Source organism: Sphaerimonospora thailandensis (genome assembly GCF_016863115.1).
In the GTDB taxonomy this organism is placed as follows: domain Bacteria; phylum Actinomycetota; class Actinomycetes; order Streptosporangiales; family Streptosporangiaceae; genus Sphaerimonospora; species Sphaerimonospora cavernae.
Genome location: NZ_BOOG01000018.1, coordinates 86723 through 99526, shown reverse-complemented (window position 1 = coordinate 99526; position 12804 = coordinate 86723). Strand labels below are relative to the sequence as shown.

Genomic DNA, 12804 nt, shown 5'->3' with positions numbered 1-12804 from the left:
GGAGAGCCCAATGCCCTTCACCCTTGGCAGAGGGGTCGGCGCCGCCACAGCGGCCGCCGCTCTCGTGCTCCCGCTCGCGCTGGCCACACCCGCGAGCGCGAACCCCAAGCCCGCTCAGCTGATCAATTCGGTCGTCGCTTCGGCCGTCAAGCAGCACCTGCAGAAGTTCCAGCAGATCGCCAACGCCAACGGCGGCAACCGCGCGGCCGGCAGCCCCGGACACGACGCGTCCCGCGACTACGTGGCGGGCGTGCTGAAGAAGGCCGGATACAAGGTCACGCTCCAGCAGTTCGACTTCCCCTTCTTCTCGGAGAACTCCCCCGCCGTACTGCAGCGGACCGCGCCGAGCCCCAAGACCTACTCGGCGGAAGACTTCACCATCATGACCTACTCCGGGTCCGGTGACGTGACGGCCGCCGTGCAGAACGTCGACCTCGTGCTGCCGCCCGGCGCGCCGAACTCCTCCTCCTCCGGTTGCGAGGCCGCCGACTTCGCCGGATTCACGGCGGGTAGCATCGCCCTGATGCAGCGCGGCACCTGCTCCTTCCAGGTGAAGGCGGAGAACGCACAGGCCGCCGGCGCGGCCGGGGCCATCATCTTCAACGAGGGCCAGCAGGACCGCACCGATCTCCTCAACGGCACCCTGGGCGAGCCGTCGGTCACGATCCCCGTGGTCGGCACCACCTTCGCAGCCGGCCAGGAGCTCTCGGCCGCCGGGACCGTGGCCCGGCTCAAGACGGACACCACGAGCGCGGTGAAGACCACGCACAACGTCATCGCGGACTCCAGGTGGGGCGACCCGAAGAAGGTCGTTCACCTCGGCGCCCACCTCGACAGCGTGCCCGAAGGGCCGGGCATCAACGACAACGGCTCGGGCAGCGCCGCGATCCTCGAGGTCGCCCGGACGCTCGGCAAGATCCCCACAAGGAACAAGCTGCGCTTCTCGTTCTGGAGTGCTGAGGAGTTCGGCCTGCTCGGCGCCGAGCACTACGTGGCGAACCTGTCGGCCCAGGAACTGGCCAACACGAAGCTGTACCTCAACTTCGACATGGTCGGCTCGCCGAACTACGCCCTGAAGATCTACGACGGTGACGACTCCGACGGCGAGGGCGCACCCGCCGGCCCGGCCGGATCCGACCAGATCGAGAAGCTCTTCGAGAAGTACTTCGACGCCCTCCGCCAGAAGCACGTGGGCACCGACTTCGACGGCCGGTCCGACTACGGGCCCTTCATGGACGCGGGCATCCCGTCCGGCGGCCTGTTCACCGGCGCCGAGGGCATCAAGACCGCCGAGGAGCAGAAGATGTTCGGCGGCACCGCCGGCCAGGCCTACGACTCCTGCTACCACCAGGCCTGCGACGACATCTCCAACATCAACGACAAGGCGCTGGCCCTGAACACGGGCGCCATCGCCACCGCCGCCGTGACGTACGCGTACGCCACCAAGCTGCCCGGCGAGGGCGCGCCTGCCACCGCCCGTACGGCCGCCGCGTCGGTCGCGTCCACCCCCGGCACCGAGGCTCCCAACCACGAGCTCACCCGGTAAGGACGATCCCCAGGTGATTTGAACGGCGACGAGCCCCGAGAAATCGGGGCTCGTTCGCTTTGCCGGGCCCGGGGTCGCCCCGGCCACCGTTTGCTTGATGACCTCAGGGGTATCTGGCGCGCATGTTCGCCCCGTCAGATCTGGATGTGCTGATCCCCACCCGAGACCGCTCCGGTGCACTCGCGGTCACGCTCTCCGGCCTGGCGGCCCAGACCGTCGCCGGATTCCGTGTCGTGATCTCCGACCAGTCGGGGAGCCCGGTCGGCGAGGACCCCCTGGTGGCGGCGGCGACGCGGATCCTCTCCCATCGCGGCCGGCCCGTCGAACTCCACCGCCACGTCCCGCCACTGGGAATGGCGGAACAGCGGGCGTTCCTGCTCGACCGGGCCGATCGACGGCTGGTGCTCTACCTGGACGACGACGTGTGGCTGGAGCCGGACGCGGTGGAGGTGCTGCTGGCCGCGATGGGACGGCTGCGCTGCGGTTTCGTCGGCTTCGCCCTGCACGGCCTGTCCCACCGGGACGACGTACGCCCCCATGAGCTGTCGCCGTACGAAGCGTGGAACGGCGAGGTACGGCCCGAGCGGGTGCGGCGCGAAACCCCGGCGTGGCGGCGGTACACGCTGCACAACGCCGCCAACCCCCTGCATCTCGCGGAAAGAATCGGGGACGCCGACCGGGGCTGGCAGCCGTACAAGGTGGCCTGGATCGGCGGATGCGTGCTCTACGACCGCACCCGGTTGACGGCCTGCGGCGGGTTCGACTTCTGGCGCCGCGTCCCGCCCCGGCACGCGGGTGAGGACGTCGTCGCACAGTTGCGGGTCATGGAGCGGTACGGCGGAGCCGGGCTGCTGCCCAGCCGCGCCTACCACCTGGAACTGCCCACCACGGTCACCGACCGCCGCGCCGAGTGCTACGACTACGTGTTCGAGGCGTCGTGAGCGCGCTGGTCGACGGCGTCCGGCGCATCGCCGTGCTGCGCGCCAACGCGCTCGGCGACCTGCTGCTGGCGCTGCCCGCGCTGGAGGCGCTGCGCCGCGCCTATCCGGTCGCGCGGATCACCCTGCTCGCCAGGTCCTGGCACGCCGACCTCCTCACGGGCCGGCCCGGTCCGGTGGACGAGGTGATCGCGCTGCCGCCGATCTCCGGGGTGTCCGAGGCGGCCGATGGGCACCGCGCCCCCGACGACCTCTTCGACGAGTTGCGCGGTCACCGATTCGATCTCGCCGTGCAGATCCACGGCGGCGGCCGCTACTCCAACCCGTTCGTGCGGCGGCTGGGCGCGCGGGTGACCGCCGGGCTCTGCTCCCCCGACGCCGAACGCCTCGACCGCTGGGTGCCGTACGTGTACTACCAGCACGAGGTGCTGCGGTACCTGGAGGTGGCATCCCTGGTGGGGGCGACGACCGACGCCGTCGAGCCCCGTCTCGCCGTTACGGACGCCGACCGGGCCGAGCTGGCACGTGTGCTCGGCGAACCGCGGCCCGGACTGGTGGCCCTGCATCCCGGCGCGAGCGACCCGCGGCGCAGGTGGCCGGCCGAACGCTTCGCCGCCGTCGCGGACCGGCTCGGCCGGCCCGTCGTCATCACGGGCACCGGCAAGGAACGGGACGTGGTCGAGGAGGTCGCGGCCGCGACCGGGACGTCGTCCGTACAGGTCGTGGACATGCTGAGCGTCGGCGGGCTGGCGGCGCTGTACGAGCGCTGCGCACTGGTGATCTCCAACGACAGCGGCCCCCGGCATCTGGCCGCCGCCGTCGGCACCCCGACCATCGGGATCTACTGGTGCGGCAACCTCGTCAACGCCGGACCGCTGACGCGCACGCGGCACCGGCCCCTGGTCTCCTGGACCGCCGCATGCCCGGTCTGCGGCGCCAGCGGGGTCGATCTCACCGTGGCGCGCTGCCCCCACGACGCCTCGTGGGTGGCCGAGGTCACCGTCGACGAGGCCGCCGAGCAGGCCGCCGACCTGCTCGGCCTCGGCTGACCCCGGCCCTTCTGGGCTCCTCTGGCCGGTCGAAGGTAAAAGAAAAGGAGAGGCCCGCGGGGCGGGTGTAAACACAGGGTAATCGGTGAACAACCTTCGGTGAACATCACATGGCCGACCCCTCCCGGCGAGAGCGATGCGAACCGAAGGGAGACATCGTGACGATCGCCAAACGGATCATCCCCGTGCTCACGGCCTGCGCCACGGCGGGGTGGCTCATGATTTCGAGCCCGTCCGCCCAGGCCGACGCGGCCCGCCCCGATCCCCAGTCCATGAAGACCGGAACCACCGTGCAGGCGCATCGCCCGGCGCTCACCTGCGCCTACAAGGTGCGGCACGTCCGCCACTCCAGCTTCCTCAACGTACGCAGAGGCCCGGGGGTGAAACATCGGCCGGTGGGCAGGCTGACCATGGCCAATGGCCGCTTCGCCGGTGCCTGCTCAGCGTCGAGAGGCTGGGTGGCGGTCAAGACCAGGAACGGCAGGCTCGGCTGGGCGCACGCTCGCTACCTGCACAGGGTGCATTCCACCCCCGCGATCAGGATTCCCGACCTCGCGTGCGCCTACCAGCTCAGGAAGGTGCACAACAAGGGCTACCTCAACGTCCGCAGGGGTCCGAGCGTCCGCTACCGGCCGGTGGGCAGGCTGCGGGTGGCCGACGGGCGGTTCGTCGGATCCTGCGGCAGCAGGCACGGCTGGGCCGCGGTGAAGGCAGCGAACGGCCGGGAGGGCTGGGCCTCCACCCACTACCTGCACAAGGTGAACTGACAGACCACTCCGGAAACCACGACTACTCCGGAAAACCAACCCCCGCCCCGCCTCCGGCCATCCCAGCGGCCGGGGGCGGGGTTCCTTTGGACTCGGCGGCAACCAGTGGCGTTGTAGTCCGACGAATATAGGCGGCGTGCTTCATGCACCTCGGCTAACGGGTTCGCCATGAGTGTGAAGGCAGCGGTGACACCCATCGATCGCGCCCCTGCCCAGATCCGCGTCGTCGGCCTCGCGTACAAGTCGACTGTACAGACCACCGCGCCGCATCAGTCCGTCGTGAGTTCCCTGTTCGGCGAGACGTCCATCGTCAACGACCAGGATCTGGTCCGCGTCACGAATCGTGGACAGTCGGTGAGCGATCACCAGGCAGGTTCGCCCCTCCAGGAACGGCCGGAGTGCCTTCTGAATCGCTTTCTCAGTGACAGTGTCAAGGTGGGCGGTCGCCTCGTCCAGGACGACGATCTCGGGCGCCTTGAGGATCAGGCGGGCTATCGCCAGTCTTTGACGCTCTCCACCGGACAGATGGACTCCCCGATCCCCGAGCACGGTGTCGAGTCCGTCGGGAAGCTTCTTGATCACATCCCACAACTGAGCGGTACGGCATGCGCGTACGATCTCGTCCTCGTCCGCACGAGGAGACGCAAGCAGCAGATTCGCCCTGACGGTGTCGTTGAACAGGAAGATATCCTGCGTCACGACACCGACGGCTTGACGAAGGGAGGACAGGGTCACAGCACGTACATCTTGACCCCCGATCTCGATCCGACCCGAATCGACATCCCATGATCTTGTCAGCAGACGGGCGATCGTCGACTTGCCGGTGCCGGAACGGCCAACGATCCCTACCGTGGTACCCGCCCTCACGCTGAAGCTCATCCCATCGAGGACTCTGGCACGACCGCCACGCGCCGCCATCGCTCCTTCCTCAGTTTCGACGCTCAGTGAAGCGAGCACGCTCGATTCCCTCGGTGGGTATGAGAAGCCCACATCTGAGAAAGTGACAGAGGAACCGTGAACCGGCCGCGCCCTGGGCTGCTCTGTGACCGCAGGAGGGAAATCCAGGACTTCCTGTATACGCTCAAAACTGACCTTCCCCGCGACCAGTTCCAACTTGGCTCCAGGCAGTGCGGTGATAGGCCCGTAGACGCCCGCGATTAGAGCGATCATCGCCACCAGTCCGCCGACGGACATGTGACCTACTGTGGTCAGAAGCCCACCCACGACATAAACAGCCGCGGTGACGAGTGCGATCAACAGGGTCAGAGACACTCCAAGCCGCGCCTCGATCATCCCGGCACGGACCGACACATCACGAAGGCGATGAGCCCGGCCCCGGAAGTGATCGACCTCCCTGTCCCGGTCACCGAAAAGACGGATGATCTCTGCTCCGCCCGGGCTCAGCCGTTCGGCGGCCATCGCGTCCAGATCGGCAGTCGCCACCAGCGCCTGCTGGGCAAGAGGGCGCTGGGCTCTGCCGAAGACCATTGTCAACCCGTATACGACCGGTGCGAGGAGGAGAACCGCGAGAGCTACCCGCCACTCGATCAGGATGATCGCGGTCCCCGCGAACACCAGCGTCATCAACGCGGATGCCACCGTGGGGAGCGTACGGTGAATCACATTGCGTATGCCCTGAACGTCTCCATGGAGTCGGGCAACGACCGCCCCGGTCCTGGATGCGGCGAAGAATCCGGCGGACTGTCGTTGGAGATGGTCGAAGAGATCGACGCGCAGCGTCGCCACCACCCCCTCGCCGAGACTCAATCTCAGTCTCCGCTCGACCAAGGTCGTCCCCGCTGCCAGGATCCCCACAGCCACCAGCGCAGAGCCCAGGATGCCGATTCGCCACAGGTCGTGTTCCAGCACCCCTTCGTCGATAAGTCGCTGCCCGAGCATCGCCGGCACGACGGCGAGCACCGCGTTGACGGCGACCACCGACAGGAGAAACAGAATCCTGGTCCGGAAAGGCCTCAGAAGTAAGGACGGAGTCAGCAAGCCACTATCCGCTGTCACCTCGTCACCTCTCTAGTGATCCACACGCCGAACACGAGGGCTGCGAGCATCACGGCGACAGGTCCGCTGACGATCGTGACCAGGAGGGAGGCGGGAATCGGCGGAAATCCCACACCGGCGTTCAGCGAGAACGGGGTCAGAAGAGCCACGGTAACCGCCGCACCGACAGCCAAGGCGGTACCTGTAACGAGTACCGACTCCCAGGCGAGCATCGTACGGATCTGCGCCCGTGTACCGCCGAGATGCCGAAGGCTGTCCAGTTCCGCGCCCCTGCCGCCGAACGAGCCGAGCAGGTTGTTCGCCGACGCCAGCACCAGGAATGCCACGAAAACCAGGATCAGCAGTTGCGACGGTTGGTTGGACCTGCTGTTCTCGTCCCTGAGCCAGCGTCGCCATTCGTCTTGGTCGCTCACCTTGATTGATGACGGGGTCCCGCCGGCACGGCCCAGATCAGCCGCGATGCGGGCCGGATCACCGCCCGGAGTGAGCCGTACATGTATAGAAGAGTACGTAGCGACCGGAAACTTGCCGGTAAGAGCGCGAACGTCCACCAGCACGTCTCCGAGCCAGGCGTATCTTTCGTAGATCGCGGTGACTCGCAGTGTGACCGGCTGCGGTTGCCCGGGGGCGACGATGGCGATCCGGTCGCCGACCGTGACTTTCCGTTCGACGGCATAGGCGGTGCTGACGGCGACCGTTTCGGCCCCCATCTCGGCCAGTGATCCCTTCGTCAATCGCAGGTCGGCGATGTCGGAGACGGAACCGGACACCACCTCGATCCGATCCAGGCCCCGGGCTTCGGCGGTGACCAGTGATGTCGGAAGCAGGAGACCTTCGAGGCCGACTGCGGCAGCCACCCCGGGAATCTTCTCGATGGCGGACCGGACCGCCTCCGCGAGCCCACCGTCACTTGTCATGACATAGCTGCCGTGCATGTGGGAGCGGCCCTCTTCCGCGATCCGCTGATCTGTCACCGGCTGGATGCCCAGGAGCACCCCGCCCAGGATCGACCCAACCATCAGGGGAATCGCGACCGAAGCATAACGGCGGTGGCTGAACGACATGTTGGCCACGGCGAGGAAACCCAAGGCGCTGCGCCGCACTCTCCGGCGACCCGCGGCCGCGACCCCCATTATCAGCCAGGGTCCGAGAAGCCCGAACGCGACCAGTGTGAGCAGGAGGAGCCCAAGAAGCAGGCTGGCTGCTCCGGCACCCGCCTCCGTACCGGCGAGCAGAACGAACATCGCACCCGCACCGGCCAGCGCAACCAGGCCGATCCCGGTCCGCCATCTCCCAACGCGGCGCCCCTCCGTCTGCACCTCACCGATGACGTCCTCAGGGCGATGGGCCAGTGCCCGCCGGGTGGCGCCCAACGCGACGAGCTGAGCAACCACCAGGATGATCCCCGCCGCCTCCAGCGGAGGTGCTATCCCGTAGGAGAGCCGGAAGGCGGGACTCAGAGCGCCGATGCCGACAAAGAACATGGCCAGCCCGTTCGCTACCAGAGCCCCCACCGGCACAGCGACCACCATGGCGAGGACGGCCATCAGGAGGCCCTCGCCTGCGAGCATCGCCCGGATTTGACGGGGGGTCGCTCCGATCGCACGCAGCAGTGTGATCTGCTGCCCTCTGCGTCGCACGGACAGACCCATCGCCCCCGTGAGGACGACGGCGGAGAGCATCACCGTGAAAACCGCCACGGTGATGACTGCGGATTCACTCGTCGAGGCATCATCACGTAGATTGCCTTCGGCCGCTCCGAGGTCCTCTCCCCTCGACACCTTCAGAAGAGACCGGGAAGCGATCACGCTGTCCAGCCTCCGAGCCAGGACGAGCGTGTCGGAGCCCGCGGCCGGATAGACACCCACCGCATCCACGTGGTTCCCCGTACCGCTCAGCCGTACGGCCTGCGTGGGGTGAAAGAAGACAGCCGATTGATAGATCCAGTCCGCTCCGGCCGCAGCGCTCGCGACCCCCGCGACGCGGAACCTGCCAGTGGTGCCGTTGACGGACAGGATGACCCACTGACCCGGGCGCGCCGCGCTCCGCTCCGCGAGCCGGGCGTCCAGGACGACCTCGTTCTCATTCGAAGGCGGCGCTCCCGTCCGAACCGTGAACGGCGTGAGCACCGAACTGTCCCAAGCATGGCCGAGCGATCGCGCACCGGGTACGGCTACCGGGTTCCCCCGATCGTCGAGAAGGCTCACCGGGAAGGTCCGTTCAGGAACCAGCCGTTCCACGCCCTGAACGCGTTGCAGGTCGGTGAGCAGGTCGTCAGGGATGGCGCCTCGGCGCATGTCCGGGTCTTTCGGATGGACCACGATCGGCACACCGCCGTACCGCTCCGTGGGAAGGTGGGAGTGCCGTCCGGAGTCCAGCAGGAACCCGATTCCGCAGATGAGCGCTCCGGTGAGCGCGAGCGTGGCGAACGCGCCGACGACAGTGCTCCTGGTCTTGGTGATCGTGCGCCACGCCAGGCGTATCATGCGCGTCGCTCCAGCCTGTTCATACGGGAGGCGACTGCATCGCTTGTGGGTTTCTCCAGCTTGTCGACGACCGTACCGTCGGCCAGGAACACCACCCGGTCGGCGTGCGCGGCGGCCACTGGGTTGTGCGTCACCATGACGACGCTTTGGCCCATGGTGTCCACGGCCGTCCGCAGCCCGTCGAGGACCTGCTGACCTGCGTGGCTGTCCAGAGCGCCGGTCGGCTCGTCGGCGAAGATCACGTCGGGACGGCCCAGCAGCGCCCGGCAGACGGCTACCCGCTGTTGCTGCCCGCCGGACAGTTCGTGGGGGCGATGCCCCGTCCGCTCCTCGAGGCCGAACTTCCTGATGAGTTCGGCCAGCCACTCCCTGTCGATCTCGCGCTTGTCCAGCAGCGACGGCAGGGTGATGTTCTCCTCGGCGGTCAGGGCGGGCAGCAGGTTGAACGCCTGAAACACAAACCCGATCTTCCGTCGGCGCACCACCGCGAGCTCCGCCTCTGGCATTGCCGTCAGCTCCAGGTCGCCGAGGCGGACAGATCCAGATGTGGGACTCATCAACCCGGCTGCGCATTTCAGCAGGGTGCTCTTGCCCGAGCCGGAGGGGCCCATGACCGCGGTGAACTCCGCGGCCGTGAAGGAGATGTTCACCTTCCGCAGGGCGACCACAGCCGCCGACCCCGTTCCGTACGTGACATCCACATCGGCCAACAGAACGACGGGATTTTGGGGCGTGTCCACTCTCGCAGGTCCTGCTTTCCTCACCGAACGTTCCGCCGTCATCCCGTCTCCTCGCTAGCCGACCTTGCTAACCTTCGGAAGGCGGGTGGTCCAGCTATCACCTGGACCACCCGCCCTCTTCATTTCATCACCGAGAGACGACGGGCAACCCTGAGATCTGCCGTCTCTCGCTCAATGGGCACTGCCCGATGGATCAACCGCAGGCGAAGAGCGAGATCTCGCTCGGCTTGTGGTCTCCACAGGACCACCAGCTGACACCGCTGTTGGCGAGGGCACCCACCGAGTGGGACTGGGCGGCCATGCCCTGCAGGTCGTACACGGACATCTCTATCTCCTTTCTCTTCCTTCTTCAGGTTGAAGAAGGAACTTCTCCGGAACCGGGCGGCCCCGGAAGCCTGTATGGGTCAGGACAGGAACGGAAGACAGACGGTCTCACCATCTCTGCGGATGCCGTTCGCCGCCGCGAGCGCCAGCATGACGCCGGCGGAGCCGGTCGCGAGATCCATGGAGTAGCGGAGCAGCTCGTTTCCGGGGAACACGATATCTTCGTCACGCCGAAGTGAGTGCCAGTCCAAGCCTCGTGCCTGTGCCATGACCGCGTCATTCTCCAGCGGCCTGCGAGCCTGCCCCGCGGTCGCGTTGAACAGGAGCATCCCGGCCCTGCCATCGAATAGGCCGGAAAATACATAGAAGTCAGACTGAGCCGCCGTCTGAATCATTGATAGCTTCTTCTGGAGCTCGTCGTCATGACGGACTCGCAGGTAGTGGCGGAGCGCGAATCCTATTCCGATACTGCCGACACGAAGGTACGGTACCGACCGCCATCCCTCGTTGACCACGAGCGCTCCGCGGTCATCGACGACACATCGGCGGAGGTCCTGGTCAAAGGCCGTCCGGGCGCTTTTCAGGTATGCCTCTTCACCCGTGTGTTCGAACATGTGCACCAGGAAAAGCGCGATTCCGGACGACCCGTGCATGAGCCCGGCGACAGGCCCCTCCCCACCGCTCGTCTCCGGCACGTCCTCCGGCCCGCCGAGGCGTCGCCGCAAGATGTCGGCGATCCGCGCCGCTCGATCCAGGTACGCCCCGTCACCGGTGCCGTCGGCGAATGCCAGCCAGTTGAGTCCCATTCCGGCCAAGCCGTCGTAGAGGCCGTTGCCGTACCGTTCCCAGTCGTCCTTCATCTTGCTGCGCAGCAGATCCGTCGCCGCATCACCGTGACCAAGCTTCCACAGCGCGTAGGCGACCCCGTGAGCACCGTCGTAGAAACCACCCGGAAGCCGGCCTGGATCGCGCAGCGCCTGTTCGATGAGCCAGCGCTCCCCCGCCTGGTAACGCCCCGCGTCGGCGATATCCATCGCCCAGAGGATGCCGGCCGCTCCACAGGCGAACGCCAATCCCCCACCCTCGGCAAACTGCGCGATATCTCCGGGGAAGAGACGATCTGTGCGGTCGAGGGATGCGCTAGCGAGAATCGCCCGCTTCATAGAGTCCCGCGTGTGCGGCCACGACTCGGCTGATAGTTCGATACCGAGATCGTTGGACCTTCCATGGCCTTCCCGGCCAGCGCCGGAGACCGTCGCGACGGCGTCATCCAGAAAGCTCTGCGGCACATCGAAGGTCTTAGCGATCATTACGGCGAGGTGACCGGCCTTCTCCACGTTCAACCGGACGAGCATCGTCAACGGCACGAAGAGGGAGAGCTTCAGGGCAGCCAGTGCATACTCGTCGACATCGGTTCCCTGCCTGTCCCTCGGCGCTCCGAATCCTGGGTGCTCCAGCGTGATCTGCCGCTCCTCGCCCACCCGCCAGCTCACCTCGAAGTCGACAAGGGTTGTACGTATCTCCTCTCCGTTATCGAAAACGATGATGTTGAAAGGATGGAGGTCGCCGAATATGATCCCTCTGCCGTTCACCGCCCGTACCGAGGCGGCGACCGACTCCCACACACGCACAGCCCACCGGCGGTACTCAGAGACTTCGGCCCGATTGCGTAGATCGCCAGTCAGGGGAGTCTTCACGGCGTAGAGCCGATTGAGCGGTGTCCCCTCGACGAACTCCTCGATCAGGAACTCGTGGTCGCCCAGAGTGCAGTAATTCACCAGTTCGGGAACGCATGGGAGACCTTGCAACTGCTCCAGGACGTCCCGCTCGGCCCGCAGGCGCATGACCGCATCACGTCCGGCCGTATCCAGGCCCGCATACGGACGCGCCTCTTTGATCAGGAGCCTACGCCCCGTCGCGCGGTCCCTGCCTTCGTATACGCCACCCCCGTTGGAGAAGTGCAGCGCATCGACTATCTGGTAAGGAAAATCCTCGACCTTCGATTCTCCGCGCCGTTCAAGCTCTCCCAGTAGGAAATCGGGGATGTGCACCCAGTCTGGCGGACTGAATACAGGGCCTCGAGGATCGGGAACAAGATTACCGCGAGGGTCCGCGATGACAGACCTCACCACACCATTCTCGTCGACGTGTGTCCGTTCCAGAAACGCGCCGTATCTGACGTACAGCGGGCCGTCCTTCCAACGAAGGTCACTTAGCACGTACGGCCCTTCCTCACCTTGAAGAACCGATCCCATTTCAGTGAGGACCTTCTCCAGCTGCGCTTCGTCTGTCGGATAGATCACAGCCAGCTTTCCGCCGGCCGACCGGTCAGCGTACTTGGAGTTGCTGTAGATGTACTCCTTGACGCCTGCGGTGACTTTGAAAGCGATACCGTTGCCCGTGCAATAGTCCCACACGGCGGAAGCCACCCGCTGTGCGTTTCGCGCCGTCGCCGATGCGTGAACCTTCCATCCTTGTGATGGTATATCCACCGCCGAAGGCCGGTAGGTAATCCACGGCCCCAGAGTCTCTCTCGCCCATCCTGCCGGCAGTGGCATCTGGTGAACAGCCAACTCATCCGCCGCAGAAGTAAGTCGGTCCATCCGATCATAGAACTCCGGATCGGAGAGGCAGTATGCACCATACCGAGGGTCAGCCATTATACACCATTCTCGTCCGCTGCTCGGAGTTCTCTCGAATAGGAAACCGATTCCCGAGCCCCCCCGCTCAGATCGCAATCCTGCCGCTCGACGAGCGGCATGTCTTTGATGTCTTATGCCCACCAGTTGACCATCTGCGCACTCGCCTCGCCCTTCGTGGGCCCGGTAACCAAAAATCGGACAAGAGGGTACATGTGACCCCAAACCCAGATTGGCAGGTATATCCAGGGTTGAGTAAACGAGGCTGACAAGCTTGAATCCGGTTGAAAATGGATCTT

The 12804-nt window shown here is 66.1% G+C and carries 9 protein-coding genes; 4 read left to right on the top strand and 5 right to left on the bottom strand.

The features are described from left to right. Positions 1-10 precede the first annotated feature (10 nt). The 4 genes from Mth01_RS10960 to Mth01_RS10945 all read left to right on the top strand — a co-directional run bounded on the left by Mth01_RS10960 (position 11) and on the right by Mth01_RS10945 (position 4300). Complete coding sequence (locus Mth01_RS10960) at positions 11-1546, top strand: M28 family metallopeptidase (RefSeq protein WP_204015439.1); 1536 nt, start codon at positions 11-13, stop codon at positions 1544-1546. 122 nt (positions 1547-1668) lie between these two features. Continuing rightward, entirely contained in the window at positions 1669-2487 is an 819-nt protein-coding gene (locus tag Mth01_RS10955) for a glycosyltransferase family A protein (protein ID WP_204015436.1), read from the top strand. Further along, positions 2484-3533, top strand: coding sequence for a glycosyltransferase family 9 protein (locus Mth01_RS10950; protein WP_204015433.1), 1050 nt, complete (start codon positions 2484-2486; stop codon positions 3531-3533). The genes Mth01_RS10955 and Mth01_RS10950 overlap by 4 nt, the downstream gene beginning before the upstream one ends. 158 nt (positions 3534-3691) lie before the next feature. Further along, complete coding sequence (locus Mth01_RS10945; protein WP_204015430.1) at positions 3692-4300, top strand: SH3 domain-containing protein; 609 nt, start codon at positions 3692-3694, stop codon at positions 4298-4300. A 141-nt stretch (positions 4301-4441) separates the two neighbouring features. Here Mth01_RS10945 and Mth01_RS10940 read toward each other — a convergent pair whose 3' ends face one another. The 5 genes from Mth01_RS10940 to lanKC form a co-directional block, all read right to left on the bottom strand. Further along, entirely contained in the window at positions 4442-6238 is a 1797-nt protein-coding gene (locus Mth01_RS10940; protein WP_204015427.1) for an ABC transporter ATP-binding protein, read from the bottom strand. A gap of 74 nt (positions 6239-6312) precedes the next feature. Then, positions 6313-8802, bottom strand: a complete 2490-nt coding sequence (locus Mth01_RS10935; RefSeq protein ID WP_204015424.1) for an ABC transporter permease — start codon at positions 8800-8802, stop codon at positions 6313-6315. Further along, positions 8799-9503, bottom strand: a complete 705-nt coding sequence (locus tag Mth01_RS10930; protein ID WP_239089565.1) for an ABC transporter ATP-binding protein — start codon at positions 9501-9503, stop codon at positions 8799-8801. Before Mth01_RS10930 ends, Mth01_RS10935 begins: the two co-directional genes overlap by 4 nt. Positions 9504-9735: 232 nt before the next feature. Beyond that, a complete protein-coding gene (locus Mth01_RS10925; protein ID WP_204015418.1) occupies positions 9736-9867 on the bottom strand; it encodes a SapB/AmfS family lanthipeptide in 132 nt (43 codons plus the stop codon). Positions 9868-9946: 79 nt separating this feature from the next. Next, complete coding sequence (gene lanKC, locus Mth01_RS10920) at positions 9947-12526, bottom strand: class III lanthionine synthetase LanKC (RefSeq protein WP_204015400.1); 2580 nt, start codon at positions 12524-12526, stop codon at positions 9947-9949. Positions 12527-12804: the final 278 nt, after the last annotated feature.